The sequence below is a fragment of the Gemmatimonadota bacterium genome (assembly GCA_016712265.1).
Lineage (GTDB): Bacteria > Gemmatimonadota > Gemmatimonadetes > Gemmatimonadales > Gemmatimonadaceae > RBC101.
The window spans coordinates 51,030-75,351 of the sequence record JADJRJ010000011.1 but is presented as its reverse complement, the minus strand read 5'-3'; the positions used below and the strand labels follow the sequence as shown (position 1 = coordinate 75,351).

Annotated in this window: 24 protein-coding genes; 23 read left to right on the top strand and 1 reads right to left on the bottom strand. The window is 65.7% G+C overall.

The genetic code is table 11. The annotated features are described in order from the left end of the window. Nucleotide 1: 1 nt before the first annotated feature. The 11 genes from IPK85_02200 (at nt 2) to IPK85_02150 (ending at nt 11,477) form a co-directional block, all read left to right on the top strand. Nucleotides 2-697: a hypothetical protein gene (locus IPK85_02200; protein MBK8246209.1), complete on the top strand. Its 696-nt coding sequence runs from the start codon at nt 2-4 to the stop codon at nt 695-697. Further along, entirely contained in the window at nt 694-912 is a 219-nt protein-coding gene (locus IPK85_02195; protein MBK8246208.1) for a hypothetical protein, read from the top strand. Before IPK85_02200 ends, IPK85_02195 begins: the two co-directional genes overlap by 4 nt. Continuing rightward, nucleotides 909-1,091 (top strand): hypothetical protein, encoded by a 183-nt coding sequence (locus tag IPK85_02190; protein ID MBK8246207.1) that lies wholly within the window; start codon nt 909-911, stop codon nt 1,089-1,091. The genes IPK85_02195 and IPK85_02190 overlap by 4 nt, the downstream gene beginning before the upstream one ends. Then, complete coding sequence (locus IPK85_02185) at nt 1,076-1,471, top strand: hypothetical protein (GenBank protein ID MBK8246206.1); 396 nt, start codon at nt 1,076-1,078, stop codon at nt 1,469-1,471. The genes IPK85_02190 and IPK85_02185 overlap by 16 nt, the downstream gene beginning before the upstream one ends. A gap of 6 nt (nt 1,472-1,477) precedes the next feature. Next, complete coding sequence (locus IPK85_02180; GenBank protein MBK8246205.1) at nt 1,478-3,382, top strand: hypothetical protein; 1,905 nt, start codon at nt 1,478-1,480, stop codon at nt 3,380-3,382. Nucleotides 3,383-3,385: 3 nt separating this feature from the next. Continuing rightward, the gene (locus tag IPK85_02175; GenBank protein MBK8246204.1) at nt 3,386-4,093 is read left to right on the top strand and encodes a hypothetical protein; all 708 of its coding nucleotides are present in this window, start codon (nt 3,386-3,388) and stop codon (nt 4,091-4,093) included. Continuing rightward, the gene (locus tag IPK85_02170) at nt 4,093-5,985 is read left to right on the top strand and encodes a hypothetical protein (protein ID MBK8246203.1); all 1,893 of its coding nucleotides are present in this window, start codon (nt 4,093-4,095) and stop codon (nt 5,983-5,985) included. The genes IPK85_02175 and IPK85_02170 overlap by 1 nt, the downstream gene beginning before the upstream one ends. Beyond that, entirely contained in the window at nt 5,985-8,771 is a 2,787-nt protein-coding gene (locus IPK85_02165) for a hypothetical protein (protein ID MBK8246202.1), read from the top strand. The genes IPK85_02170 and IPK85_02165 overlap by 1 nt, the downstream gene beginning before the upstream one ends. A gap of 3 nt (nt 8,772-8,774) precedes the next feature. Continuing rightward, nucleotides 8,775-9,857, top strand: a complete 1,083-nt coding sequence (locus IPK85_02160; GenBank protein MBK8246201.1) for a hypothetical protein — start codon at nt 8,775-8,777, stop codon at nt 9,855-9,857. Then, nucleotides 9,854-10,129: a hypothetical protein gene (locus IPK85_02155; GenBank protein MBK8246200.1), complete on the top strand. Its 276-nt coding sequence runs from the start codon at nt 9,854-9,856 to the stop codon at nt 10,127-10,129. The genes IPK85_02160 and IPK85_02155 overlap by 4 nt, the downstream gene beginning before the upstream one ends. 133 nt (nt 10,130-10,262) lie before the next feature. Beyond that, a complete protein-coding gene (locus IPK85_02150; protein ID MBK8246199.1) occupies nt 10,263-11,477 on the top strand; it encodes a hypothetical protein in 1,215 nt (404 codons plus the stop codon). Here the strand turns inward: IPK85_02150 and IPK85_02145 are convergent. Continuing rightward, on the bottom strand, nt 11,474-12,010 hold the full coding sequence (locus tag IPK85_02145; GenBank protein ID MBK8246198.1) for an HNH endonuclease: 537 nt from the start codon (nt 12,008-12,010) through the stop codon (nt 11,474-11,476). The two genes, IPK85_02150 and IPK85_02145, sit on opposite strands and share 4 nt — an antisense overlap. 268 nt (nt 12,011-12,278) lie before the next feature. Between IPK85_02145 and IPK85_02140 the strand changes: the two genes are divergently transcribed. From IPK85_02140 to IPK85_02085, 12 genes are all read left to right on the top strand, one after another. Then, entirely contained in the window at nt 12,279-13,379 is a 1,101-nt protein-coding gene (locus IPK85_02140; GenBank protein ID MBK8246197.1) for a hypothetical protein, read from the top strand. A gap of 70 nt (nt 13,380-13,449) precedes the next feature. After that, the gene (locus IPK85_02135) at nt 13,450-13,905 is read left to right on the top strand and encodes a hypothetical protein (GenBank protein ID MBK8246196.1); all 456 of its coding nucleotides are present in this window, start codon (nt 13,450-13,452) and stop codon (nt 13,903-13,905) included. Next, entirely contained in the window at nt 13,902-16,079 is a 2,178-nt protein-coding gene (locus IPK85_02130) for a hypothetical protein (GenBank protein ID MBK8246195.1), read from the top strand. Before IPK85_02135 ends, IPK85_02130 begins: the two co-directional genes overlap by 4 nt. Nucleotides 16,080-16,097: 18 nt before the next feature. Then, a complete protein-coding gene (locus IPK85_02125; protein MBK8246194.1) occupies nt 16,098-16,688 on the top strand; it encodes a hypothetical protein in 591 nt (196 codons plus the stop codon). Nucleotides 16,689-16,700: 12 nt separating this feature from the next. Beyond that, on the top strand, nt 16,701-17,834 hold the full coding sequence (locus IPK85_02120; protein MBK8246193.1) for a hypothetical protein: 1,134 nt from the start codon (nt 16,701-16,703) through the stop codon (nt 17,832-17,834). 108 nt (nt 17,835-17,942) lie between these two features. Then, nucleotides 17,943-19,937, top strand: coding sequence for a hypothetical protein (locus IPK85_02115; protein MBK8246192.1), 1,995 nt, complete (start codon nt 17,943-17,945; stop codon nt 19,935-19,937). 13 nt (nt 19,938-19,950) lie between these two features. Further along, on the top strand, nt 19,951-22,167 hold the full coding sequence (locus tag IPK85_02110) for a hypothetical protein (protein ID MBK8246191.1): 2,217 nt from the start codon (nt 19,951-19,953) through the stop codon (nt 22,165-22,167). Between the two features lie 263 nt (nt 22,168-22,430). Then, on the top strand, nt 22,431-22,598 hold the full coding sequence (locus IPK85_02105) for a hypothetical protein (GenBank protein MBK8246190.1): 168 nt from the start codon (nt 22,431-22,433) through the stop codon (nt 22,596-22,598). Between the two features lie 245 nt (nt 22,599-22,843). After that, complete coding sequence (locus tag IPK85_02100; protein MBK8246189.1) at nt 22,844-23,125, top strand: hypothetical protein; 282 nt, start codon at nt 22,844-22,846, stop codon at nt 23,123-23,125. After that, on the top strand, nt 23,125-23,409 hold the full coding sequence (locus IPK85_02095; GenBank protein MBK8246188.1) for a hypothetical protein: 285 nt from the start codon (nt 23,125-23,127) through the stop codon (nt 23,407-23,409). Before IPK85_02100 ends, IPK85_02095 begins: the two co-directional genes overlap by 1 nt. A gap of 154 nt (nt 23,410-23,563) precedes the next feature. Then, on the top strand, nt 23,564-23,995 hold the full coding sequence (locus tag IPK85_02090) for a structural protein (GenBank protein ID MBK8246187.1): 432 nt from the start codon (nt 23,564-23,566) through the stop codon (nt 23,993-23,995). Further along, nucleotides 23,985-24,299, top strand: a complete 315-nt coding sequence (locus IPK85_02085) for a hypothetical protein (GenBank protein MBK8246186.1) — start codon at nt 23,985-23,987, stop codon at nt 24,297-24,299. Before IPK85_02090 ends, IPK85_02085 begins: the two co-directional genes overlap by 11 nt. Nucleotides 24,300-24,322: the final 23 nt, after the last annotated feature.

The window sequence follows — 24,322 nt, the reverse complement described above, 5'->3', positions numbered from 1 at the left end:
AATGTCCACTTCCGGCCTTCGCACCTGGACGCTCGACCTGGCCGAGATCATGGACGACGCCATTGCCATGACCGGGGGCGAGCCCGGGGACGCATGGCTGCACAGGTACGGCCGCAGGGCGGCGAACCGTATCCTGATGGACTGGTCCAACCGCTCCCTCAATCTCTGGCAGTGCGTCTCGACGACGATGGTCCTGTCGTCCGGAGTATCGACCTATTCCCTACCGGACGATTGCATCGACGTGACGGAGGTTGCGTTCCGGGACGACAGCTCGGGTGATGATATCGACCTCACGATGGGGCGGCTATCCCGTTCGGAATATGCGGCGCTGTCGAACAAGGGGACGGAGGGCAGGCCGTCGTCCTATGTCGTGCTCCGCGAGGTCGATGGGGCACGGATCATCGTCTGGCCGACGCCCGACACCTCGTCGACGGAAAGCCTGTACTACTGGTACATCCAGCGCACCGAGGACGTGACCTCGGCGGCGGAGAACATCGCGATCCCGGATCGGTTCCTGCCGGCATTCGTGGCGGGGATGGCATACGAGCTCGGGAAGGTCCGTCCCACGGTCGACGGCGGGAAACTCCAATACCTCCGCCAGGAATACGAGGGCCTTCTGGTCCGGGCGCAGAACGAGGATCGCGAACGGGTTCCGACCCGGATTTTCGGCGACTTCTCCGCGTACTGGCGGCCATGAAGTTCCGCGGCCCCAAGGCCGAATGCGACCGCTGCGGCGGCGAGTTCCATCACGACGAACTGGAAAAGCAGATGCAGGCCGCCGACCGGGCGCTGACCTGGACGGGATGGCTGGTCTGCCGGGAATGCCTCGATCGGGTCGACATCAAGTTCGTGAACCCGCCGCTGGGCGACCCCTATCCGATCTTCCCTCCGAACTACGGAAAGCCGCGATGACGAAGATGGTCGCGCCGGTTGGTGCGAAGTCCGCCTCGATCCGGGTCACGGTCATCCGGGCGAACGGCCGCGTCGAGGACCTCGGCGTCGTCACCTTCTACCACCGCAATCCGCTCTACCGCTGGGCCTACAGGGTCCGCCGCGCGATCAGGAGAATCCTGCCATGGCGACAGTCGTAACCACGGCCGGACGCGCCGTTGCAGTCAACCGCCTCCGGGGCACGGGAACCGAACCCCTCTATGTTGGATGGGGAACGGGGGCCGGCACCGCAACGACAACGGCAACCGGACTGTTCACCGAAACCGCGTCCGATCTTTCGGCTACCGCCGGGACGCGGATCACGGGATCGAGTTCCTCCTATTCGACGAACGTGACCGGGGACACCTACCGGGTGACGGCGACTTATACGGCGTCGGGCTCGGGGACGGTCACGAATGCCGGGCTGCATGACGCGGCGACGATCGGGGCGGGGAACCTCTACATGTACGGGGATTTCACCGGGGTCGGTCTGGCGGCGAATGACGCCATCGCGTTCACGTTCGACGTCGTCTATGGGTGATCGGGGGTGGCGCGTCGCCTCGTCGCTTACGCGGAGGACCTGAGCGAAAGCACGTCGACCGGCTCGGCGGTCACGAAGGCGTCCGTTACCGCGAGCCTCGTCAACGGCACGACCTACGCACTGATCTGGTCCTATCAGGCCGGATGTGACGATACGTCCAGCACCGGGCGCATGCGGTGTATCGACGGCACCGGCGGCGTGAACCTCGGGCTGAACCAGTTCAAAGCGCGGGATACGACGGACTACGCGTGGGGCGGAAACGTCAGCCTCTATACCGCGGCTGCCACCGCCTCGCGAACGTTCTATGTCGAGTTTGTTCGCGTCGGCGGGACAGGCACGCCAAAGATCAAAAATGTCCGGTTGCTGATTTTGGGGCTAACCTCGGACGATTCGGGCGCCGCTTCCGTCAACAACCAAGTCACCAGTTCCACGTCGTTCGTCGATGCTGTCGCGACGACGTTCACCCCAAGCTCGACCGGGGACTATCTGTTCGTTGCGTCCGCCGCCATCACGAATGGCGGCACGGAAATCGAGCTCCAAACGCCGGGCGGGACATCGGTCAACACGATCACATCTGCGATTCCATACGGCGGCGTCTATCAGCCGTGGTCGGCGGTCTGGCGCGAGAACGGACTTGCCGCGTCCTCTCAGACGGCGCGGCTCCGATGGCGCTCCCCAAGCGGGGCCGCACAAAACCTGTTGGCGGCATGCATCGTCGCTATTCGGGTCGACACGATACCCGGCATCCAAAATACTCAGGACGACGCTGCGGACGGCGGCACGAACACCAGCTACACCACCACCGAGACGCTTACCGCGACGGGCTTGGAGGCGGACGAGCGAGATACCGTAGTGATCGCGGCGTCCACTGTCACGGACAGCTCGGCGACCGAGAGTTCGTATATCGAGTTCCGCGACGCCGGAACGCAGGTGATCGAGGGCGTACACGAGGCATTCAGCACGCTCACAACCTCCGCAGGGTTGATCGGCTATAAGCCAACTTCCGCATCGTCGTCGATCACATTCGATCTGCGACGAAAATCGGAGGGCGTCAACACAACGACGGTCGCGTTTGCCTCGATTGCAGTCCTGGAGTTCAACGGGACGCTGTCGCAATCCCTGTCCGCGTCCATAACCGGGTCGGCCAGCATCCGCAGGAGGGTGTCAAAGGGTCTCGCGGCGACCGTGGCGGCGGTCGCGAGCCTGACAGCCAACACCATTTTCTCGCGCGTCCTGACCGCCTCGGCCACCCTCACCACATCGATCTGCAAAGAGGTCGCGAAGGGCCTTTCCGCCTCGCTGACGGGTACCGCGGCAATCCGCAAGACCATCGGCAAGGCCCTCTCCGCGACCCTCGGGACGACGGCATTTCTGGCGCGCGCCTTCCCCGTCCGCCTCGTCGCCACGCTCTCCGCCTCGGCCTCGGTCCGCAAGACGGTATCCAAGACGCTCTCGGCGTCCACGTCCCTCACGGCATCGATGCAGCGGGTCAAGACGGCGATCGTGCATTTGACCGCGACGGCGTCGATGACCGCCTCGCTGACCACGATCCGGCTGTTCTATCGCACGCTGTCCGCCTCGCTTACGGCCACGGCCTCGATCCGGCGGACCATTTCCAAGCGCCTCGCCGCGACGCAATCCATGATCGCCCGGCCGATCGCATGGGTGGCGACCCAGCTTGCCGCGATCCGCAACGACAAGCCGAACTGGAACCAGTGCCCGCGCTGCGCCCGGAAGGTGCGGCCGAACAAGATGCACCAGCAGATGGAGTACCGCGGCCCCCGCTTGGTGTGGACCGGGCTCTACGTCTGCCACTCCTGCCTCGACGAGCCGCAGCCGCAGGGTATCTGGCCCCGGGAAACCGGCGGCGATCCCAAGCCCGTCATCCTCGCCCGACCGAGACGAGACTAGCCCATGGCAATGACGTATTCGTCCATAATTTCCGCGGCGCCAGGGTGGGCAAACGACGAGTCCGACGAGTTCGCGGACGTCCTGCCGACCCTCCTGGAGCGCGCGCAGGACCGCTGCTCCGATGCGTTCGCGGAACTGGAGCAGTTCAAGACCTCGGTCTCGGGAACGCTCACCGCGGGCTCGGCCAGCCTGTCCCGTCCCGCCGACGCGATCTTCTTCCGCTCGGTTGAGATCACGGTTTCCAGTTCGATCCGCCTCCTCGAGCGCCGGGACGTGACCGTCCTCAAAGAGATGTACCCGACGAACACCGCCCAGGCGGCGCCGCGGTACTACGCCGAGAGCGGGCCGTCGAGCATGCGCGTCGCCCCGACCCCGGATCAGGCATACAGCTACACGATCTGGTACGCGCGGAAGCTGCCGTACCTATCCGGCTCGATCACATCGAACTGGTTCACCGACTACGCGCCGAATGCGCTGCAATACGCGCTGATGGTCGAGGCGTTCGGGTGGAAGGATTACCCGGACGAGGTGCGGATGTGGCTCGGCTATTTCGGCCGGGCGGTCAACGACATTCGCAAGCGCCACGGCCTCAACGAGCGCGACGACTACCGCGCGCTCTATTCCGGGTTCTCGACCGACAACCAGGGTGATTTCCCGGTGCCGATGGGCGTCCGCGCCCGCAGCGCCGCGCCGCAGGATGGGGGTAGCTGATGCCGAGTACCGCAACGCCCATCGCGAAGCTCGAAGACCAGGCGACGGGGGAGAACGCCGCGACCTGGGGCACGAAGACCGACAACAACCTCGAACTCATCGAGCAGATGACGAAGTCGGTCTATCCGTATTCCTGCGCGGCCTCGGGCGATATCACGCTCGACGATACCCAGTTCGTCGCCAACGACACGCGCAGGGCGATGGTTCGGTTGACCGGGTCGCGCTCCGCTGCCGGAAACGTGATCGTCCCGAGCCGTCAGGGGTGGTGGTTCTTCGAGAACCTGACCACGGGCGGGTACGCGATGACGATCAAGACCTCGGCGGGGACGGGGATCGCCCTTCCGGCCTCGGGCGGGGTCTATGGCCTGTTCTGCGACGGCACGAACGTCGAGAACATGGAACTGGTCAACGATACCCTGTTGCAGGCGGAACTGGGCGCGGTATCGGCCGGCGGGTTCTACACCTCGTCGAGCACGTCCAACGCCATCGCCGTCGCCGGGACCAACCAGAGCTATGTCACGGCGGAGAGCGGCAAGGCGTTCACGCCCGGCACGCCTCTGCGGATCGCCCGGACTTCGGACCCCGCGAACTACTACATGGACGCCATCACGACGGCGTATTCGGGGACCGCGCTCAACATCACCGTGACGGATGCGGTGGGCTCGGGGACGTTTTCGGCATGGTCGATCTCCGTTGCCGGCGGCCCCTCGATCACGTCCTCAACGATCGTCCGCCGGACCGTGACAACCAACGACACGGTCGAGTTGACGGACAATGGCGGGCTGATCGACTGCACCTCGGGCACGTTTGCGCTGACGCTTCCCGCTGCGGCGACAGCCGGCAACGGGTTCAACGTCCGGGTGCTGAATTCGGGCTCGGGAACCGTCGTCGTCGACGGCGACGGTTCGGAGACGATCAACGGGTCGGCGAACAAGTCCCTCGCCCAGTACCAGTGCGTCCACCTGATCTGCAACGGGACGGGATGGATCATCCTGAGCCCGTCGAAGATCGTGGCGGCGGAACTCGGTTCGGGGTCGGCTTCTTCCTCGACCTACCTCCGCGGCGATCTGTCCTGGGCGTCGGCCGGCTCGACGCTGCGGAACGTGTCGGCCAACGACACGCTGGTCGCTTCGGATGACCGGAACATCGTCCGCGTCACGGCCTCCGGGGTCACGCTGGGCACGACCGCTGCCGCAACTCTCGGGGCGGGGTGGCGATGCACGATCCAGTGCGTCGGCGACTACAACGATCTGTTCTATCTGATCATCAATCCGAACTCGTCGGAACTGATCGACGGGCAGGCGCAGGTCATCGCCTATGCGGGCGAAGAGTTCGACGTCTACTGCACGGGAACGGCATTCACGACCACGCGCCGCACCGGCCTGGTCTTCTTCGGCGAGAAAGCGGCCTCTTCGACCGCAATCGACCTGTATCAGGACAGCGTTTTCTATGACGATCCTGAGATCATCGGTGGGCAAATTCACGTTCAAGACCTCTCGCACGACAACGGGTCCAATCGGTCTCTGTACCTGTATCCGTATAGGAGCGGGTCGGTGGACTCTGGCGGCACCGTCGAGATGCGGTCGGCCGCTTTCACCGCGTATGCCACGCCCGCTGGCACTGAGGCGACGCAGCATTATGCCGAATTGTGCCCGGCGGTTGGCGCGAGCCATTCTTTCACCGCGTGGGTTGATTTCGCGCGACCGAACAGTTCCGGCTACATGCTCGGGCGCTATACCGGCGTTGCGACCTCCGGCGGGACGTATCCGCGGATGGGCACGTTCGCATACGTCGGGGGTGCTGTTGACGGGGTGTCTCTCCAGCTAAGTGGCTCTGGCAACTTCGACGCCGGGGTTGTCCGGTTCTTCGGCATCCGCGCCCGCACGACCTGATGCCGTTCAAACTCGCCTCCCTCAAGTTCCGCCCCGGCATGGTGCGGGACGATACCGAATATTCCGCCGAGGGAACCTGGGTCGACGGCGACAAGGTGCGGTTCTACCGGGGCTTTGCGGAAAAGCTGGGAGGATGGCAGCGCCAGCAGTCGGCCGCCGTCTCCGGGAAGTGCCGGGGCCTCTTTGCGTGGTCCGACAACACCGGCAATCGCTGGCTCATGGCCGGCACCCATACCGACCTCTACGTCACCGATACCGACACGCTCTACAACATCACGGGACTGGGGCGCGTTCGCTCTTTGTGCTATGGTAATGGTAGCTGGCTTGCCGTAGGCGAGGGCGGGGAAGCGGCCTACTCGATCGACGGCACGAGCTGGACGATCCTTTCGGATATCGGGTTCGGAACCTCCGTCATCCGGGATTGCGCCTACGGCAACGGGACGTGGGTCATCGTCGGCGACCATGCCCAGATCGGCAAATCGACAAATCTGTCCTCGTGGGAAATCGGGACGATCAATGCCTTCATCGGCACCCGGTCCCGCGCCACGATCTACGCCGTTAAGTATGACGGTTCCTCGACCTGGGTTCTGGCCGGTCAGGGCGGCGTCATGGTCACGTCGACAGACCTGGAGACGTTCACCACCGCCGCACCGGACTTCGGCGTCTCCGACATCTACGACGTTCAGCATACCCAACAGGCGTTCGGTGCCTCCTATTGCTGGCTGGCCTGCGGTGGCGATGGAAAGGTCCGCCGGCTGTCCGGGGTCGCGTCGGCTGGTGTGATCGCGACGACGACGTGGTCTGTGGTGTCCACAGGCGTTTCGGACGCCGCGTTCTGGACCCTCGAATACAACCACGACACCACGACATGGATCGCGGCCGGCGAGCGGGCGCGGTTGATGACGGCGGGGACCGCGGTTCCCAGCAACATGACGTTGCAGAAGTCCTCGTTCTTGGCCGGCCGCTACGTCACGATCTACTCGTCCGGCAACCTGTCAGGGGTGTCGTTCACGATCTCCGGCACGACAACCCGGAACGAGGTGACCACCGAGGCGATCACCGGGCCGAACAACTCCACCGTGACCTCGATCAAGCGGTGGCGGGAGATCACGCAGGTCGCGGCATCGACCGCAGTCCCGACCAACGTCGAAGTCGGATATGCCGAGGACCGGGATGCGATCTGCGCGGCGCAGACACTGGGCGCGGCAGGCAACTTGGTCATTGCCGGGGCCGACGCATCCGGCGGCGCGGTCGATTGGGGGCCGGTCGACGAAACGATCTGGGACGTGGCCGCCTACAACACCGGGGGCACGACCTATTGGATGGCTGCGGGCGACAACGGAAAGCTCGCCACGGCGTCAGGAGGCTCGCCGTCGTCGTGGACGCAGGTCGCCACCACGACCGCGTCCCAAGCCCTCTACGCTGTCATCAACAATACCTCGGGCCGATGGGTCGCCGGGGGCGAGAACGGCGCTCTGGTCACGACTACGGGCACGGCCGGAACGTCGGGATGGGCGGCCCTCACGTCACCCTTCGGGGAAGAGGAAGCGCCGGAGAACGAGCACGGCTCAGGCGGTCCCGGATGGGGCGCGGGCGGATGGTCCGATCCCCGCGCCGAGGGTGGCGGATGGTCCGATCCCGCCGATGCGACGGAAATCTATCCGCGCACATGGTCCCTCGGAAAATGGGGGCAGTACGGTATCGCCAATCCCCGATTTGGGCAGATCAGGGAATGGCGCCTCGACGAGGACGTGACGGCGCAGGTGGTGTCCGGTTCGCCACGCCGCGTCAACGCGGTGATGGTGACGGCCGAGAACATCATGGTTGCCCTGGGGTCGGATCAGGAGGGCACGTTCGACCCGATGCTGGTGGCATGGTCGGACGTGGCGGACAACACGACCTGGGTTCCGCAGTCCGCGAACTACGCCGGCAACCAGCGGCTCAGCGAGGGCGGGTTCATCGTCACGGGCAAGCCGGCGAAGGGCGAAAGCCTGATCTGGTCGGATACAGCTTTGTATTCGATGGTGTTCCGGCCGGGCGACGCCGACATTCCGTTCGAGTTCACCCTGATCGGGAACAACTGCGGCCTGATCGGCCCGAATGCGGCTGCCGTCGTCGATGGGTCGACGTTCTGGATGGCGCGCAACGGAGCGTTCTACCTCTACGAAGGGGCGCTTCCCCTCCAACTCGCGCCCAACCCCGTGCAGCAGTACGTCCAGGGGCTGTTGGAGCGGGTGGACTGGGAAGAGGTCTACTGCGCTCCGAATATCGCGCGGAATGAAATCTGGTGGTTCTTCCCCCGCACCGGGCAGGACGACTGTTCCGATTATGTTGCCTTCCAGTTCGTGGACAAGATCTGGTTCACGGGCACGATGCAGCGCACCGCGATGCTGGATCGAGGGATTTTCGACAGGCCGATCGGGGTCGATTGGGACGGCGTGTTCTGGTGGCATGAAATCGGCCACAACGCGGGGGACGATCCCCTCACCGCCTATGTGAAATCGGCGCCCCTGGATATCGACGACGGCGACCGGGTTCTGAGAGTGGACAGCGTGGTGACCGACTTCGTGCTGTCCGGATCGTGCGACCTGATCTGCTCCTATCGCCGATACCCACAGGATACCTTGCGGACCAAGGACGCCTTGATGGTCACGCCGACGACGCGGCGGGTGGATACCCGTTTCGAGGGCCGGCAGATGGCGATCGAAATCCGCTCGGACGGCGTGGACGATCACTGGCGGCTTGGGGCATTGCGTTTGAACGTCTCTACGGCGGGGCGGAGATGATCGATGGACGGTGCTGGTATCTCCGCGCTGGTGCCGACCGTTGGTCTGGGCGCCCTTCCCGACCCGATGGGCGACGCGACGGCGCTGCTTGAAGCGCGTCGTCGTCAACAGATCGAAGGGGCCGGTTACGACCCCGACAAGGGCCTCTACGACCGCTATTCCGAGATGCTGGGCACGGTCTTCGGCCCGACGATCAACGAGCGCGCGGTTGCCGCACGGGAGGCGATGCGCCGGGGCGACATGGCGACGGCGAACGCGCTCAACCAGTCGCTGGCGCTGGACTTCGGCCAGTTCCTCGGGAGCATCAAGCCGATCCGCGCCTACCACGGCTCCCCGCATGACTTCGACAGGTTCGATATGTCGAAGATCGGAACGGGGGAGGGGGCGCAGGCATACGGCCATGGGCTGTATTTCGCAGAGAACGAAGGGGTGGCGCGGAGCTATCGGGCCGCTTTGGCTAAGCCGACATTCTCGACCGGGCTGGACGATCTGGACCGAATGCTTGACGAATCGTACCAGCAAGTTGCGCGGCAATCGACGCTTCCTGTTGCCGCGTCAGACGCGGCTGACTTGGTCGGGGAAAGGCTGGCACGCCAGCGCGTGGACGCGCTCAAGGCAGGCGATTTCCCCTGGTTTGAACGAGTGTCCGATATGCAGATCGCGCTCGACCGGATGAAGCGGGCGCCGCCCGAGACCCCCGGCCGCATGTACGAAGTCAACATCCACGCGGACCCGAAGCAGTTCTTGGATTGGGATGCGCCGCTGAGTGCTCAGAGTGACAAGGCGCGGGCGGCGCTGGCAGACATGAAGCCGGAGTGGACCGGAGGGCAGATTTACGAGAGCTCCAGGCTGGTCCCTGGCGACTTTATGGACAAGAGAGCCGCGGCCTCTGCGCTGCGAGAGCGGGGCATCCCCGGCATCAAGTACCTCGATGCGGGATCCCGCGCAGCCGGCGACGGCTCCCGCAACTACGTCGTGTTCGATGACAAGCTGATCGAGATTCTGCGGAAGTACGGGATCATGGCGCCCATGGCGGGTGCCGGGGTCGGTTCTCTCTACATGGACGGCGAAGGGGAGGGGATGTGAGCCGCATCCGGATTGCACCCCTTCAAGGCACGTCCCCCGCTGAAATCCAGCAGTGGGCGAGACAGCTATCGCAGCAGGTGGAAACCGCCCTGTCTGGGATCGTGGCCGATATCAACGCCTCGCCCGTCCGGGCCTATACCGTGGACACGCTCCCGAGCCCTACCGAGACGAAGCGCATCATCTACGTGATCGACGAGACCGGCGGGGCGGTGCTGGCGTTCAACGACGGAACGGACTGGCGAAGAGTGACCGACCGCGCCGTCGTTTCCTGATCCAGCTCCTCGACGACGTTCCATGCCTCCGCTGCCGTGAGCAGCGGCCCCGGTTCCCCGGCGATGATCGTGTCGTCGAAGCAACCCGAATGCGTCGGATTCATCAACGCAACATAGCACAGGAGGGCTGCCGATGTACGTCCCCGCACCGCAGTCCTTCGATGATTGGGCGAGATCGAGTGGCGCGGACTCCGGCTCCTACGGGATCGGAGACCTGGCGCCTGGGGCGCGTCTGGCACCGGAGGGGGGCTTCCCGGTGCTGGACGCGCTCAAACTTGGCCGGCTCGGGTTTCAGGCCCTGGCGCCAGAGACGTATTCGAGCCTGACGTCGTGGCTTCCGTCATGGCAAAGCCTCGGTCTCCCGACCCTGGGCGAGATCGGCACCAGTCTGGGCCTTGAAGGCATTTTCGGGGCGGCGCCCGTCATGGAGGGTGGAGGCGTCGCGGCCGGTTCTGGCCTGACCGGGGCGGCAGGAGCGGGAGCAAGTATGGGCGCGCTGGGCGGCGCGATGACCGCCGCGGGCTATGCCGCCCCCATGCTCGCCTTCGCGAAGATCATGGCCGCCATCAACCAGAACACCGACCATCCGATCACGCTGGGCTCGGGATACACCTCCCTTCAAGACGGGTTCTATGGCGGCCAGGGGCCGAAGGTGGGCGAGGCGCGCGGCTTGTCCGACCTCTATCGCGGTGATGGTGGATGGTACGCCGGGGGTGACCCTTCGATGGTCGATGACCTCGACACGTCCTACGGCTCGATGTCGTGGAAGAAGAACATCCCGGCATGGTCGGTCGGCGGCGCACCGTACCGGACGCCGACCCTCGCCGCGAACAGCGGGCGCTCGATCGCGCGGGGGCAGATGGGCCTCCCGGTCACGCTGGAGGACCTGCCGAACAGCTTCACCCCCGGCACCGATCCCGGCCTCATGGCGCGCTACCAGGGCACCCAGTCCCTGCCAGTGTGGGACGCGCCGCAGGCCATGCCGACCGACTGGGACACCTGGCAGGACCGGGCGCAGAACAGCAGCTATTCGGGCCAGTCGAACACCGAGGCCGGGGCATGGGCTCCGGAGATCATCCAAGGCTACGTCGGACAGCAGACCCCGCGCGGGCAGGAGTGGTTCCGCACCGGCCTGACGACGGGCGATCTCTACGCCTACACCGGCCCGAACAGCCCCGATTGGGAACTCAACGAATACGACCTGACGGGGGCGCAGGACGATACGCTGTCACGGGTGGCGGCGGCGAACGGGGTGGAGGACGCCAAGCCCTTCAATGTCTTCGAATACGCTATGGGGCCTGGGAGGGTATTTAACGAGAGCCGCACTAACATGCGAAGCGCTGGTTAGTCCGTCAACCACTGCCAACTTTTGCGGTGCACGATGGCGCAGATGGTCGGGATCGAAACTCCGAAGCGCTCTGACAGCACGCGATACCGCGGGGCGGCCGGCGCAAGCGCGCGGATGGTGCGGACGTCGGCGGCAGACAGTTTCGAGCGAGCATTTTTCTCGCCACGGGTGCTGCGCCCATGCGCGATCATGTCCGCGTGGTTCTCCTTCCGCGTGGCCCAGCGGAGATTCGACAGCCGTGGGTTCGATGGGTCCCCATCTCCGTGCGCCACGTCGATCTGGTCGGGTCGCGGCGGCGGGAGAAAGGCGAGCGCGACAAGCCGATGAACTAGAGCCAGCTTCTGGCGCTTCCCGTCGTGCAGGCACACGACCGGGTATCCATTCCGGCCGATGCAGTTCTGGACTACGCGCCCTGGCCGTCTCCCTGGCCTCGGGGTGGCATTGAGCGCTTGGCGGACTCGCCCAAGATTGCTGACCTCGTAAGGCCAGCCTTCCACGGGGCGCCACTCTTCGGGTATGGAATCGGAAGCCATCTCGGTCATGCTCCACATGACGGTTGGTCAGAAGCCGGCGCAGCGCTCCAACGCTCGCCGGCTTCGCTATTTATACCTCATTTAGAACGAACAGGGAACTTCGGAGCGTCCGGGTTCTTCTCCGCAGCGGCTGAGAACGCCCGCGCGATCGTCGCGACTGCCTCGTTCCAAGCCCGGACGTAATTCGCATCCTTCCCGGCAAGGAAGTCGCAGCCGGTCCCGTCTCCGTCCATGGGGCGGAGGATACCCGACATAGGAGTGCCTGCCCATGATGAACCGTGCCGGCATCGGTAGCCTGATGCGCGCCGGTCCCGCGCCCGGTCGCGCGGGTCTCTCCCACCTCGCCCGTGGTGAAGCGGTGATACCGAACGCCGCGATGAACGCCGATCCCTCCCTTCGACAGCGCGCCATGATGGCGATGGCGTCCCGCGGGCGGAACCCGTCACAGTTCACCGTGGGGCAGCGGAACCTCCGCAACCCGTCCACCGGGGCGCCGATGTTCGCGGACCTGATCTATACCGAGAACGGATGGGTTGATGCCTCGACGGGGCAGGCCGCGGATTTCGGGGGCGGGAATAGCTTTGCCAACTCGGGGACGAACTACAACGGATCGGCCAACTACGACCCGGTGACCGGATCCGTGCGCGTCGCGAGCTTCGGCGGCTTGCCGACAAGTGCCGGGCGTCAGATTGGTGATGTGATTCAGTTCGAGGACATGACGCCCGAGCAGCAGGGGTTCTATAGCGCGCCCACTGGCTCTATCGGCGCGCCGGGCTCAACAATCAACGATCTTGCCGAGCCGTTTCGGCAGGCGCGGCAACAGGGCGTTGAGGCGAACCCGAACATGGCCATCAATCCGGTTTCGGGCGTCAACCCGGTCTATGGGCTCTCCGGCCCAGGCACGCCGCAGCCTGTCACGCAGTCCGACTTCCCCTCCTTCACCGCCCCCCAGACCTACGACCAGTGGCAGCAGACTCGGAACCCCTCGGGCAAGAACGTTCCCAACACCCTGTTCGGACAGACCCAGACGGCCGGCGGCAATGCCGGGTTCTCGACGGGCGGCATGGAAATGCCCAACGTCCTCGCCGGCCAGATGCCGGTTGCCGGGGCATCCTGGGGCACACCCGGAACGGCCCTCGGGTTCGGCCGCGAGAACACCGCGAACGATCCCTCGATCCTCCGCTCCGGCTACAACGACCTCAGCCTGTCGCCCTCGATCTACTCCGCGGCCTTCGGGGCGAATGGACTGATGGGTCCGCAGTCGGGCATTGCCTTCTCGGGGCAGAACCCGATGACCGGCGGCCAGAACGGCCAGCAGAACCAGTACGGGACGCCCTACGGCGCGTTCAACACGGCCTTCCGCTACTGACGATCTCGACCATTCCCAAGCCTTTCGGGCCTCGCTTCGGCGGGGCCTTTTTCGTTTCGGGGGCGTGCCCATGAAGATGACCACCCGTCGCAAGGTCCGCGACCACAACGCGCCCGCGATGGGCAAGTCCGTCCGAGACATGGCGAAGAAGGGGCGGTTCGGGGACAACACCGTCGGCCACCTGACGCCGGGCGAGGTTGTGGTTCCGCGGGGTGTCTGGGAGGCCGATCCCGCGCTTCGGCAGCACGCCTCCCAAGCGATGATGCAGGCGGGCCTCGACCCCGCTCAGTACGTCGTCGGGCATCCGAAGAACAGTCGCAACCCGAAAACCGGCGCGCGGGAATTCGCCGCTCAGATGGTGTCCGACCCGGTCAACGGGACGTACTGGTGGGACCCGTCGACCGGGACCGCGAGTTCTGCGCCGCCACAGGAAAGCGCGCCGCCGCAGAACAATTCGGCATCCGCGATGTCCGCCGCCGCTCCGCAGGACAATCGGAACTGGGCTCGTCCGCCAATCAGGACGTGAATCGTCAGCTTGCGCAGGCGACCGGATTCAGCGGCGACTTCGGCGGCTGGACGGGCGGATCGACGGGCGGGTTCAACCAGTACATGGCGAACGCGACGCCCGAGCAGCGCCAGCAGGCCGAGCAGATTCTGCGCGACGCCGGGCAGTCGAACCGGATCATGGACTGGGGCGCGGGCGCGCCGCAGGACGACGGATCGGCAAACAACTACGGCTCGCCGATGGCGGAAACCTCTGGCGACCAGTCCTGGGGGTCGAACCCGGACAACTACCAGGTCAACCAGCAGCTCGCCCAGCAGCTCGGCTACACCGGGAACTTCGGCGGCGGTGCGTTCAACGACTGGATCGATACCCAGCCGTATGCGACCCAGCAGCAGGCCGCGAACATCCTGGGGGCCGCGGGACAGCCGGAGCGGATCGGCAATTGGGGCGGCAACGGATTCCTCAACGAGAGTCCGTATGTCAACGGCACCGTCCCGGTCGGCTACGTCGCGCCCCCGGCCCCGCCGGAAAGCGGGCCGACCCAGCCCTTGGGAACGGGCTTCAACACTTTCGATTTCGGCACCGGGCAGGACCAGGTCCGGAACCTCGAAGCGTACTTCAACCGGTACGGACAGATTCCGGTCGCCTCCGGGTTCACGCCCGAGAACAACCAGTCGTTCGGCATCTACGATCCGCGACCGGGCTTCGGCGGGGATTGGGACCCGACATTCTCCCAGATCGCCGACCTGACCCCGGAGCAGTTCGCAGCACTGGCATCGTCGATCGGTGTCGACCCGAACAGCCGCGACGCATACCTCGCCATCAACAACTATTTCGGCCTCGATACGCTCGACTACGGCCCGGCGGTTTACCAGAACGGCAGCTATCAGGGGCTCGCCAACCAGAACAACCCGACCGTCCGGGAAAGCCCGCTGGAACGGGGCTACATCACCGTGGGTTCTTGGCCGAACGTCGTGAACGTTCCACTCGACGATATCTATTCCGGCAAAGTGAACGTCAACGCGGTCGAGATGGCCCTGTCGGCCGGGTACGACCCGAACGGCCTGGAAGGCACGATGACCAGCCTTCAGGCCGCGGATCAGATCTATCGGGAGATGCCGGGGCTCAACCGCATCCCGATCAACTCGGCCGAGTTCAACCAGATCAGGAAGCCCCTGGAGCAGGCCGTTCCCGGATTCAACGCGCAGGTGCAGAACCGGATCAACCGGCAGATTTCGCAGGGGCGATCGATCCCCTCGGGAAACACGATCGGCCCCACGGACCTCGGGCAGGTTCTCTCCGGGGTGTCCACGGCACCGATCGGGACGACGACGGGCGGGACGCCGGCCGGGATCGCGAACGCGATGTCCGCCGGCACGCCCGGCGGGTCGATCATGGGCGGCGCGCTGGACTACTCCAACAACTCGCCCGGCTGGGATCGGGGGTCGGAACTGCTGTCGATGGAGCCCGTCACCGGGTTCACGATCTGGCGGCACCCGGACGGGTCGCTCTACACGTCCGACGCCAACGGCGAGATCAAGCTGGAGCCCGCCGGCAACGGGCTCTACTGGGACACCGTATATGGCGCGTATCGCAACCAGAACGGCAAGTTCGTCAACGCCGATGGGACGCCGATCGTCACGCCGTACAGCGAGAAATACTACTCCGCGACCGGGACGCAGGACCCATGGCGACTGTGGGGCTCGACCGGAGCGAACGCCCGGATGGGAAGCCTCTCCGGGGTCGATCTGACCACCCTTCGGGACGGGAACAACACGCCGATCACGGGGAATTACGGACGCGCTCCGACCACGCCCACCGGAGGCGGGGTTCCGACGACGCCCGTCAACACGGGCGGGAACACGGGTGGGAACCAGCAGACCGGCGGCGGGACGAACACCAACGGCACGACGACGACGGGGACCGGGCTCACTCCGGGGACAACGAACCCCTATTCCCTCCCGATCAACTTCTTCTTCGGGATGCCGACCTCGGGCACGGGAACGGACACGGGCGCGACCCAGCAGCAGTCCACCGTTGATCCCCTGTCGTGGCTGTCGCTGCTCAACCTGGGCTACGGGTCATCGACCTACGGATATCCGACCTACCAGTCCGCCGATCCGGGTGACGGCGGGATCAACTACGTGCAGCCGAACTCGCAGACCGTCGAGTTCCGCTCGCCGTTCACCTACTGACCCTCGGGGGATCGCCAGATGTGGAACCAGTCGTCGAGCACTTCCTTCGGGGCGCTGTTGCAGCACATTGCCCAGTCCAACCCGCAGGTGTTCCAAGCCATCATGCAGATGGTGTCCCAGCGCCAGCAGGGGACGGGCGGGATCGGCAGCCTTCCCCCGGCGCAGGGCGGGCCGATGCCGGCGGGCGGCATGTGGGGGCAGACAGGACAGCGGCCGACGAACCCGTTGCCTTACGCGCAGCGGTTCAACGCATCCCCCATGCCGGCCGCGTCCGCGCAGATGCCGACGTCGCTCGACGGAGGCAATACCTACAGCATGTCGTCCGGCCCGAAGTTCTATCCGCCCACCGGCCCGAAGCAGTACGGCCCGACGCAGCCGTCCTACACGCCGCCCACGGGGCCGAAGCAGTGGGGGACGCCGCAGCCCTACACGGCGCCGACCGGGCCGAAATACATGCCGCCCACGGGGCCGAAGGTCTACGGCCAGACCACGCCGGCACAGCCGCCCGCGTTCGCGCCCTCGCAACCGAAGGTCTATCCGCAGCCCGCGCCGATGGCCGGGGACGGAATGTCCGGCCTCGACTGGTACGCCCAGCAGGCGGGGAACTGAGGAGGCCGTCCGATGCCGACGACCACGCAGACCACCACCCTCCCGGATACCCTCAACGCGGCGCTTCAATACCTCCTGTCGGAGGGAATGAACGTCTACCAGAACACGCCCTACGAGGCGTATCCCTACGCCCGCGTAGCGCCTCTCTCCCCCTACCAGCAGCAGGCGTTCCAGGGGGTACAGGACGCGCAGGGGAACTGGCAGCCGGCCAATTCCCAAGCTCAGTCCATGGCACAGCAGATTTTCGGGTCTGCGGGCGGGATGACGAACCCGTCCTTTGAGCGGGTCAACTCGCCCATGATCGGCTCGCAGGTGGTTGGCGCGCAGATGTTCCCACAGGCGGATATCTCGCGCTACATGAACCCCTATGAATCGCTGGTCACGCAGGCCGCGGTTCGGCAGTTGGAGGACGCCGCGGCCCGGCAGCAGGCGAATGCCGATGCCCGGTTCGCGAAGTCCGGGGCATTCGGTGGGTCGCGACAGGGCCTCTACGACAGCAACCTGTCCACGCAGGTCGCGCGGCAGGCAGGGGAGCTGACGAACCAGTCCCGGGCGCAGAACTACACCAACGCGCAGGGCGTCTGGCAGAACGACGCGAACCGGCTGCTACAGGCCGACCTCGGCACCGCCCAGATGGGGTTGCAGGCTGCGGCGCAGAACCAGAACTCGCTGCTCCGCGCAGCACTCGCCAACCAGTCGTCGGGGCTCGACGCGCAGCGATTGGGCCTGTCCGCCCTGGGGCAGCAGCTTGGGGCCGCCCAGCTTCTCGGCAACCTCGGCAACTCCGCCTCGACGAACGCCTATCGGGACGTCGAAGCCCTGCTCGGGATCGGATCGCTCGATCGCTCCCTCGCCCAACGGAACGCGGATATCGCCTATTCCGACTGGCAGGAACAGCAGAACTACCCGTGGACGCAGCTCGATAAGTTGAGCCGGATCGTCAACGGCAACGGCCTGAGCCGGGCATCGACAACGACCCAGCAGACCCCGGACCCGAACCTGTGGACGCAGATTCTGGGCGGCCTCACCGCAGGCGCCGGCATCCCTCGGCAATACCGGGGCGTTCGGCAGGAACGGGTGGCTGACGGGTGGAAGCGGTCTGAGCGGGACGGGAAGCGACGTCGGCTCCGGCCTTCTCGTCAATGATGGGACGGAATCCCTTGGCGGCATCGTTGGTGACTTGGCGTCGGCGGATAACCTCGGCGCTGATTTCGGGTCCTTCATGGACTACGACTACTGGGGCTATGGCGTCTGATGCTCGGCCTATCCGCCCTTCCCGATTTCACATGGGGGAGCGGTGACGACGAGTTGATGGGCGGGGCGTATTCCGATCCGCTTTCGATCCGCCTCAACAATCCCGGAGCCATTCGCCAATCCTCGGTCCAATGGGCCGGGATGGCGCCCGAACAGGACGGGCCGTTCGTCCGGTTTGCGACGCCCGAAGCCGGCATCATGGCAATGTCGAAGAACCTCGACAGCTATGCCAGGCGGCACGGCCTGACCTCGATCGAAGGCATCGTCAACCGCTGGGCTCCGCCTTCGGAGAACAACACCAACGGATATGTGAAGCGCGTCGCCGATGCCATGGGCGTCGATCCGACGCAGCCGCTCAATCTCTCCGACCCCGCCGTGAAATCCGCCCTCATGGAAGCCATGGCGACGGTAGAGGCGGGGAAGAAGCACTACACGCGCGACCAGATCGCGTCCGTCATCACCGGCCAGCCCGGGGGAGCGCAACCGATGCAGCAGCCCTATGACGAGGACCAGGGCCTCGCCAACATCGCGGCCATGGGCGAGCGGGTGGCTGGGATGCAGCCGACCGCGGGCATCTCCGCCCTCGGCGCCCGCCCCCAGCCCCAGGGCCTGTCCGCCCTCAGCCCATATCTCCAGATCGCGTCCCAGCTCATGCCGGAACGGCAGGGGCGCCCGTGGGCCGACGCCCTCATCAACGCCGGGGCCGCGATGATGCAGTCCAACCGACCGGACTTCCTCGGGGGCTTGGGAGCGGGCCTACAGGCTGGCAACGCCACTCTCACCCAGGGTCAGAACCTTGCCCGTCAGGACACCCTCGACCGCTTCAAGCTCGGGATGCAGTTGGCGCAGTTCGACCAGAAGGACGGCGGCGAATACGCCATGTCCGATGGCGTCCTCTACAACAAGAAGACGGGCGCCATGCAGAACGTCGGAGGCGACAAGCCGCTTTCGGATGCCGGCAAGCTGCAATCCGACCTACGCGCCGGCCGGATCACGCCCGAGCAGTATGAAGCCGCGATGGCGAAGATCAGGGGCGAAGGCGAGAGCCCCGTCATGCGGGCGATGCGCGAGGCCGGGATCGATCCATCTTCTCCGGAGGGTCAGAAGCTCATCCGAGACTACGCAGCTCGGGTCGGCGGTGGCGCAACGGTCAACATAGACAACAAGGCCGAGACGGAGTTCGCCCGCAAGGTCGCCGGGGCGCAGGCAGAGGCTTACACAAACGTCCAGAAGGGTGCCGCGGAAGCGATTTCGAGCAATGCTCGGCTCGACCGCATGTCTCAGCTTCTCGAAGGCGTCCAGACCGGAAAATACAGCACGTCCCTGATGGAACTCCAGAAGGGGCTGTCGACGATCCTCGGGAAGAACGCTCCGACCATTTTCGGGAAGCCTGCGGAGGTCGCGCAGGCGGAGGCCGCGTCTGCGCTCGCAAACGAGATCGCCTTGACACTTCGCAACCCGGCCGGCGGGGCGGGTATGCCGGGCGCGATGTCCGATGCCGACCGCCAGTTCTTGCAGTCGATGGTCCCGGGGCTGGAGACGACGCCGGAGGGGCGCAAGCTGATGGTCGAGACGGCCAAGTCGCTGAACAAGCGAGCAGTCGAAGTGGCGCGTCTCATGGAGGAATATCGGAAGTCCAACAACAACAGTCTCAACGGATGGGAACTGTACCTCGCCGACTGGTCGGAGAAGAATCCGCTGTTCGCCGGGGTGCAGGCGCCAGAGATTCCCGCGGCCGTTCCGCCGCGGGCTGCTCCGAATCCGACGGGGGCGGCTGGACCTCCCGCCGAACCGCCGCCGCCCCCCGCTCCCACGGAAACGTTGCGCGTCGAGACGCCGACCCCGGACGGCACCGGGACGCGGGTGCAAACGGTTCCGGTCGGGCGTGGTGACGGCTCCATTCCGACGTTCACCGATCCGAACGATCCCGCTCTTCTGGCTCTTCCCAAGGGCAGCGTCTTTTCGCTCCGGATGGGAAGGGCGGCACGCGGTTGATGGAGCGGAAGTGATGGCAGACGATCCGTGGGCCTCGGTGGCGGTGCCGAAATCCGAACCCGACGAATGGGAAAAGGTGGCCCGCGTCCGGGACACGGAAGGCGTGCCCGAGCCATCGAACGCTGCGGCGACCGCCACGTCATGGCTCGGGCGCCAAGCGCTCGGCGCCTATGATGCGGTATCGAACGCGATCACGGGCAACGATCGTCGCGAGTTCAACTACGAAGAGTTCCCGCGCCTCCAGGTCCCGGGCTGGGGCGAGACGTCGGCGAGAATGTCGCTTGGTCGCACCGATGACCGAAAGCTAGACATTCTCCGACAGGGACTGAAAGAGAAGATCACAAACGCTGGCACCGACAAGTTCGGCAATGCGTGGGTCGAGTACGAGGGCAAGCGGTACTACCTCAACAGCCCCGGAGTTTCCGGTCAGGATGTGGACGATACGTTCACTCAGATGATGATTACGATGCCGTTCGCGGGGCTGGCGGGGAAGGCGGGTGGGGCCGCGCTGGGGCTGCTGGGCCGCGCGGTCGGAACGGGGGCGGGCGTTGCCGCGGGTTCGCTCGCGACCGACAAGCTGGCTCAGGAAAGCGGGGCAACCGCGGGCATGGACCTGGGCGATGCCGTCACGGCCGGCGCGCTCGGTGCTGCGGGAGAACTCGCCGTCCCGCTGGTTGGCAAGGCGTATCGCGCCATCTTCGGGTCGCCGGCACTGTTCGATGCCAAGACCGGCCGGTTGACCGAGGCTGGCATCCGCGAGGTGCAGAAGCTGGGCATCGACCCGGCGGATATCTCGAAAGAGTGGGCGGCGCGCTTTGGAAGGGAGGCCAAGTCAGCGGTCGACCCGACCCACGCCGCGCGCTACACCGACGCGCAGACGCTCCCGGTCCCCGTTCCGCTGACGCGGGGTGATGTTTCTGGCCAACCCGGCCAGCAGATGACCGAGAGCATGATGCGGAAGGGCGCCTACGGGCAGGGCGCCGCGGCCACGATGATCGGCGCCAGGGAGCAGGCCGACGACGCGCTCCGCGCCAATCTGAAGGCCATTCCGCAGCGTATGGCGGGTGATGTGGGTCCGGTGGTGACGGCTCCTGGCCAGGGAGCGGCGGCGGTGCAGTCCGCCTTGTCCAATGCGCGCGACGTGGCGAAGAAGAACGTCGACGATCTGTATGCGACGGCGCGCGGGACAGCGGCGGCGATCCCGGGGCGGGATGCTCTCCGGCTGTCTCATGAAGTCCGCGGGGCGCTCGGCGACTTCATGATCGATCCTGCGCTGACGCCCAAGACGGCGAAAATGCTGGAGAGCCTGGACGCCATCTCCGGCGCACAGCCCGGCAATCGCGAGGTGCTGCTGACGTCCCTGGAGCGGTGGCGCAGGCAGGCGTCGAACCTCGCGAAGGGAATGCCGGACGCCGACAGCACGGCGCTGCGTCGCGCGATTCAAGAGGTGGATTCCGGGCTGCAACGGTTGCTCGACGCCGATCTCGTCAGCGGAGACCCGGCGGCGATCAAGGCATGGCGCGATGCCCGCCGCGCCCATTCCAGCTACGCAACGCTGTTCAAGGACGTCAAGGACGCGACGGGCCAGAAGAACATCATCGCCCGACTGGTGCAGAAGGATGCCGCGGGCAACCCGGTGGTCAGTCCACTGGAGGCGGCGAATCTCATTTTCGGCTCGTCGTCACTCGGCGCCAACAAGTTCGGAATGGTGCGCGACCTCCGCAATCTCCGCGCCGCGCTCCCAGACGAACAGTGGAACCAGATCAGGCAGGAGGCGTTTCTGCGGCTCGCGCGATCGGCAGACGGCGGGGTGGCGTCGGAAGGGCAGCGGGTATTTTCCGGGGCGAACTTCGCCGGCGCCGTCAACGACGCATTCCGGGACAACGCCGAAGTCATGCGGATGCTGTTCACGCCGGAAGAGCGGTCATTGATCCGTCAGCTTGCCCGGGTCGGCGCCCGCTCGACGATCCGTGTTCCCGGGGGCGACAACACGTCGAACACCGCCGTCGCGCAGGCGAACTTCGTGCAGAAGCTTATTTCCATGCTGCCTTTGGCATCGCCACAATCTAAGGCGGCTGTTGCGGGGATATTCGCACCGGCCACACGGCTTGTGCAGGGCGTTCGCGCGGCCGGCATGGTGGACGCGACCCCGAGTCGACTCCTTCCCCCTCCGGGTGTCCTGGGGACGGCGACTGGCGTCACCTTGGACGAACAGGCCGGGCGCTTCTAGCCCGCGTCCCACCACTGGCCGTATCGTAGCCGATAGGCGATTGCGGAAACGACCCCGGCGACGGCTCCGCCGACCGCAACTGGCAGGCTTCTAGACGAAACGAACCATACAGCAGTGGCGACCAACGTTGCTGTCAAAGTGGCGGCCATAGGCCAGCGCGCCCATTTCGGCGCCCCCGGGGAAAACCGGATCACGATAAGAAGAACTGCGACCAGCCCCACATAGACGATCGCACCCAGACCGAACGCAGCCCATGACCACGCATGGTCCGCCACGCTCAATGGCAACTCACCATGCTGCCGACCTGGCTACAGGTCATCGTGTTCCCGGAGGGAAAACGATATGTCGTCATCCCCGGCGAAGGGGGTGGTTGCATCATCTGCATCCCCATGCGGGTCAGGTTGTTGCTGCGCTGCTGCTGCAAGTTCTGATCGGCGATCGACAGTTGCATCTGGCAGTTGGCGTGCGCCGAACTTCCCGGTCGATATCCGTACTGCGAGCATTGATCCGCGATCGACATTCGAGGCCCGCATCCGGCCAGAATTCCCAGCAAGACGAGTATAGACGCGATCCGCGCCACTGGTCGCCTCCATAGGTTGAGGCCGCCACCCTACCGCCCCTCGGCTCTTCGTGAAAGGGCGGACATTCCCCGAAACATTCTTCGCGGAGACCCGAGATGCTGAAATGGCTTTCCGCCGCAGCACTTCTGCTGCTGGCGTCCCCGGCGCTCGCCCAGCAGTCGTGCGGCCCCACTCGCGAGGTCGCGGCAGAGCTGGAGCGGCAGTTCCAGGAGCGGAAGATCGCCACCGGCGAGATGCGGAACGGCGGTGTCCTCGTGATCTACGCCACGAAGGATGGCGCGACGTGGACCGCCGTTCGCGAGATGCCGAGTGGAGTGTCCTGCCTGCTCGGCGTCGGTGAGAAGTGGCGGCTCGTTCTGGTGGAGCGCGGCGCGTGATGGCGGTGGAGATCACCATCGGCCACGTCCTGACCGGGGCGGGCGTGCTGGTCAGCGTCGCGTCGTTGGCGTTCGGCATCATCAAGCGGGTGCAGGCGCAAATTCGAGAGGTCCGCAGCGACCACGACCAAGAAATCATGCGCATGGAATCGAAGATCGACACGGTTCGCGCGGAAAGCGCCCGGCGCGAGGACCTGAGCCGGCTCGACATGGGCATCCAGGGCATCAACCGGCGGATCGACGAGGTGCTGGCGCTCGTCGCGACACGGGCCCGGCAGGAATGACCGCGGGTGAAGTCCTCCGCCAAGCCGCGGAGATCGCGGCGAGGGTGAGGGAGTAGCCCACCACCCTCGCCGCGGTGCTGCGTGTTCGTTCGCAGTTCTGACCCCGCTAAGGCCCCTCTCCTATACCACACCATCAAAGACAAGGGAATCCGCTATGGCCCAACTGCCGCGCGGAGTGCGCGGGAATAACCCGGGGAACATCGACCGCACCGGAACGAAGTGGGCCGGAATGTCGGCCGACCAGTCCGGCGATCCCCGCTTCATCGTCTTCGACGAACCCGAGTGGGGCATCCGCGCCATCGTCCGCGTGCTGCGGACCTATTACGACAAGCACGACCTCCGGACGGTCGAGGGGATCATCAACCGCTGGGCGCCCCCGAACGAGAACGACACCGAAGCGTACTTCGTGACGGTGGCGCGGAAGCTGGGCGTCGCGCCGGATGCGGTGATCGATATCGACGACCTCGATACCCTGCGGTCGCTGGTCAAGGCGATCATCCGACACGAGAACGGCCGCGGTCCGGAACCGGATGGCGGCTGGTATCCGGACGGCGTGATCGACGAGGGCATCCGGCGTGCCGGCTGACGGCGATCCTCGCCTCAATGGACTGGAGACGTCGTGGAGGCTGCGCCGGCGCGCGGTCTGGCTCACTCTGTCGTTCTGCATGGTCGGGCTCGCCTACTTGATGCTGGCTGGCCGGCACGACAGCCGATTGCACGAGACGATCGCGACATCGCTGGCGATGCTGCTGGGGTCGGTCGTCATGGCCTACATCGCCGGCGCGGCCTACGACGATCGGAACCGGCGGCAGACCTGGGCCAGCTACGAATCGACCCGGATGCAGATCACGGCGCAGCGCAAGAGCGATCTCGACGACGCGGCCGGGTGACCGGCCGAGTGGACGATCCAGAC

What these genes read in the sequence shown, in the direction of transcription:
- IPK85_02190 (MBK8246207.1), top strand. Translation starts at nt 909, where the DNA reads ATGACGAAGATGGTCGCGCCGGTTGGTGCGAAGTCCGCCTCGATCCGG.
- IPK85_02135 (MBK8246196.1), top strand. Translation starts at nt 13,450, where the DNA reads ATGAAGATGACCACCCGTCGCAAGGTCCGCGACCACAACGCGCCCGCG.
- IPK85_02120 (MBK8246193.1), top strand. Translation starts at nt 16,701, where the DNA reads ATGCCGACGACCACGCAGACCACCACCCTCCCGGATACCCTCAACGCG.
- IPK85_02195 (MBK8246208.1), top strand. Translation starts at nt 694, where the DNA reads ATGAAGTTCCGCGGCCCCAAGGCCGAATGCGACCGCTGCGGCGGCGAG.
- IPK85_02200 (MBK8246209.1), top strand. Translation starts at nt 2, where the DNA reads ATGTCCACTTCCGGCCTTCGCACCTGGACGCTCGACCTGGCCGAGATC.
- IPK85_02150 (MBK8246199.1), top strand. Translation starts at nt 10,263, where the DNA reads ATGTACGTCCCCGCACCGCAGTCCTTCGATGATTGGGCGAGATCGAGT.
- IPK85_02175 (MBK8246204.1), top strand. Translation starts at nt 3,386, where the DNA reads ATGGCAATGACGTATTCGTCCATAATTTCCGCGGCGCCAGGGTGGGCA.
- IPK85_02145 (MBK8246198.1), bottom strand. Translation starts at nt 12,010, where the DNA reads ATGGCTTCCGATTCCATACCCGAAGAGTGGCGCCCCGTGGAAGGCTGG.
- IPK85_02185 (MBK8246206.1), top strand. Translation starts at nt 1,076, where the DNA reads ATGGCGACAGTCGTAACCACGGCCGGACGCGCCGTTGCAGTCAACCGC.
- IPK85_02105 (MBK8246190.1), top strand. Translation starts at nt 22,431, where the DNA reads ATGGTCCGCCACGCTCAATGGCAACTCACCATGCTGCCGACCTGGCTA.
- IPK85_02165 (MBK8246202.1), top strand. Translation starts at nt 5,985, where the DNA reads ATGCCGTTCAAACTCGCCTCCCTCAAGTTCCGCCCCGGCATGGTGCGG.
- IPK85_02140 (MBK8246197.1), top strand. Translation starts at nt 12,279, where the DNA reads ATGATGAACCGTGCCGGCATCGGTAGCCTGATGCGCGCCGGTCCCGCG.
- IPK85_02115 (MBK8246192.1), top strand. Translation starts at nt 17,943, where the DNA reads ATGCTCGGCCTATCCGCCCTTCCCGATTTCACATGGGGGAGCGGTGAC.
- IPK85_02100 (MBK8246189.1), top strand. Translation starts at nt 22,844, where the DNA reads ATGCTGAAATGGCTTTCCGCCGCAGCACTTCTGCTGCTGGCGTCCCCG.
- IPK85_02160 (MBK8246201.1), top strand. Translation starts at nt 8,775, where the DNA reads ATGGACGGTGCTGGTATCTCCGCGCTGGTGCCGACCGTTGGTCTGGGC.
- IPK85_02170 (MBK8246203.1), top strand. Translation starts at nt 4,093, where the DNA reads ATGCCGAGTACCGCAACGCCCATCGCGAAGCTCGAAGACCAGGCGACG.
- IPK85_02110 (MBK8246191.1), top strand. Translation starts at nt 19,951, where the DNA reads ATGGCAGACGATCCGTGGGCCTCGGTGGCGGTGCCGAAATCCGAACCC.
- IPK85_02095 (MBK8246188.1), top strand. Translation starts at nt 23,125, where the DNA reads ATGGCGGTGGAGATCACCATCGGCCACGTCCTGACCGGGGCGGGCGTG.
- IPK85_02090 (MBK8246187.1), top strand. Translation starts at nt 23,564, where the DNA reads ATGGCCCAACTGCCGCGCGGAGTGCGCGGGAATAACCCGGGGAACATC.
- IPK85_02125 (MBK8246194.1), top strand. Translation starts at nt 16,098, where the DNA reads ATGTGGAACCAGTCGTCGAGCACTTCCTTCGGGGCGCTGTTGCAGCAC.